Source organism: Planctomycetota bacterium (assembly GCA_035384565.1).
Taxonomy (GTDB): Bacteria; Planctomycetota; PUPC01; order DSUN01; family DSUN01; genus DAOOIT01.
This window is the reverse complement of sequence record DAOOIT010000151.1, coordinates 1-2,605: the sequence shown is the minus strand read 5'-3', so window position 1 is coordinate 2,605 and position 2,605 is coordinate 1. Positions and strand designations below refer to the sequence as shown.

The 2,605-nt window shown below is 67.3% G+C and carries 2 protein-coding genes and 1 pseudogene; 1 reads left to right on the top strand and 2 read right to left on the bottom strand.

Annotated elements, in window-relative coordinates:
* Positions 1-370, top strand: a pseudogene (locus PLE19_23980) (UDP binding domain-containing protein).
* A 114-nt stretch (positions 371-484) separates the two neighbouring features.
* Here PLE19_23980 and PLE19_23975 read toward each other — a convergent pair.
* Both PLE19_23975 and PLE19_23970 read right to left on the bottom strand, forming a co-directional pair.
* Positions 485-1,087 carry a hypothetical protein gene (locus PLE19_23975; protein ID HPD18007.1) on the bottom strand — a complete coding sequence of 201 codons (603 nt, stop codon included), beginning with the start codon at positions 1,085-1,087 and terminating at the stop codon, positions 485-487.
* A gap of 64 nt (positions 1,088-1,151) precedes the next feature.
* The coding region (locus PLE19_23970; GenBank protein ID HPD18006.1) for an HYR domain-containing protein at positions 1,152-2,605 on the bottom strand (1,454 nt) is incomplete at its 5' end.

Here is a 2,605-nt window from a genome sequence, read left to right as displayed (position 1 = left end):
GATGCGTGTGCACGACCCCTACGTAGACCACTGGCACGAGCTGGAGAACTAGGAGAGCTACCCCGCCACGGGAAGATCGCTGAGACGCTTCTTCCGCAACCAGGACGACCTGAGCAAGATCCGCGTGCAGAAGGACCTCCGTGCCTCTCTGGCCGACGCAGAGGCGGTCGTGCTCGCGGTTCGGCACCGGCCCTATCTCGAGCTGGACCCCGACGAGGTTGTCGCGTGGGCAGGCGGACCGTTGGCGGTGGTTGACTGCTTTGGCATGCTCGACGATCGCCGAATCCGCCGCTACTTCGAGTTGGGGTGTGAGGTCAAGGGCATGGGCCGCGGGCACATCCAGCGAATCAAGGAAGAGGTCCGGGCGGCCCAAAGAGAGCATCCCGGCTTGGCCCTGGAACCGGCTCCGAAGCTGTCATCGGGCCCGGGCGCGACACGGATGCCGCGAGCCCTTGGCGCGCGATGAACCGGCGCCGGAACGTGGCTAGCCGTGCGCCGCAGGTGCGCTCGGGTGCCTCAAGGCAGAGGCGGCCGACACCGCGGTGAGGGCTATCCCGACCGCCTCGATGAGCCAGCATAGCCTCAGACCTGCGAGGTTCATGCCCAGCGTCTTGTCAACGTGGTGGAAAGAGGCTGCCCTGACCAGAACGAAACAACCAAGCACTGTGATCCCCGCCATGGCCACCCAGATGGGCATCAGGCTGCGGCGCATCAGGAGGCCCGTGGCCACCAGGAGGGCGATGCCCAGAACGCACAGGCCAGCGACGAAGAATGCCTGCACTGTCCTGTGCTGGGCGTACCAGCCCCCCGACCGCGCCGCCTCACGGCCGATGTCTGTGAGCAGCGTCTGAAGGTCGAGCTGCTTGTTGGCGCCCAGTACGGCGAGGAGGACGGCGACAGTCCGCCAGAATAGCCGTGCCCGACGCTCGCTGCGGGGCCTGTCAGGCTGCCTCGACCGCCGGGCCGCCATGAGGCACAACGCCGAAGCCACGAAGTAACCTGTGAAAATCGCCCAGCCCGCGGTGCTCGGGTCATTGAAACCCAGGTGCCAATGAGCCCAGGCGCCCCACCCCACTCCGAGCGTCATGCATCGCAGCCCTCGATGAGCAATCGCCGCCGACGGACGATGAAGCGGCCGGCCCTCTGGCGAGCTACTGCGGGTCTCCGCTCGTGAAGTAGTGGTTCCTGATATAGCCGAACTCCAGGATGTCAACCACTCCATCGCCGTTGATGTCGGATTCCGGCCTGTCGGTCCTGCTGAAGTCGCGCAGGAATTGGGAGAAGTCGGTGGCTTCGACTAGATTGTCGTTGTTGTAGTCGCCGCCGAGCAGCATGGCGGTCCCGGTGAAAGCCGCCGTGAGGTCGCTGCCGGTGCCGGCGATGGCCACGCGGCGACGCAGGAAGTGTCGGATCTCCTTGCAACTCACCCGCGTGGCGCCGGCGGGCACGAATTCGATGGCCACGCTCTCCGTGTCTCGCCCGTTCGTGAAGGCCACGGGCACGTCGCACGTGCCCAGCGCAGTGCCCGCGTCGTTCGTGAAGACGAATCGCAGGGGGAGAAGGGCGCCCGGACTGCCCTTGTAGCCCTCGAGTTGCACCACGGCCGTCAGCACCGTCACGTTCACCAGGAATTGCTTCGGCACCGCGGCGCCGGCGTTCCCCACGCCGTCCGCTGCGTGTGCATCCACCAGGCAGACGCCGTTGGGCGTGGCCCCAGTGAGCGTGTAGGCGTAGTTGAAGGTCCCCGCGGGCGCCTCGCCGACATAGCTGGCGGCGGCGGTGGAGGCGTCGGCGAACGTGAGCGTGACCGCAGGAGGAGCGCCGATGCCGGTCAGTGCATCCGAGGCGGTCACCTGGATGGCGACTGTGCCGCGCCCCGCGGCCAGGCCGGCGAGCAGCTCGATACCGCCCTGCTTGACCGAGGCTACGGCCACCTCGGGTGGCGTGCTGTCAACGGTGAAGTCCGCATCGGACACGTCCGAGCCGGTCAAGCCGCCCGTGTCCCGCGCCGTGACGCGGATCCTGCACGAACCAGAGTCGATCCCCGGCACGGGATCCCACGGGTACGCGCCCGTGTCCGGGACGCCCGTGGCGATGACTGCCCATGCGCCATCATCGGTTGTCCACTCGATAGTTACCGTATCCTTGTTGAGATCAGTGGTGACCCATCGGATTTCGCTGGCGCTCCCGCCTCGAATCTGCTCGCCGCCGTTGGGAGAGACCACCGTCACCACGGGGGGCGTCGTGTCCATCACATGGATGCGCTGCACGGCCGTTGCGCGGTTCCCCGAGGCGTCTGTTGCCTGCCACGTCACAGTGGTCAGGCCGACTGGGAAGAGGGCGGGGGCGTCATTGGTCGCCGCAGCGGCGATATCGCAGATGTCCGACACTGTGGCTGCGCCAATGTCCACCGGCGTTCCCGCCGGGCTGGTTTGCTCGACGGTCTTGTCGGGGGGAGGAGTGAGAGTGGGCGGCGTGGTGTCCACGACGACGATGTCGAAGAACGACTCGACCCAGTTGCCCGAGGCGTCGGTGGCGCGCACGGTCACTTTCGTGGTGCCCAGGGGGAAGGTGGAGCCCGAGGCGGGGGTCGCGACGACGGCGG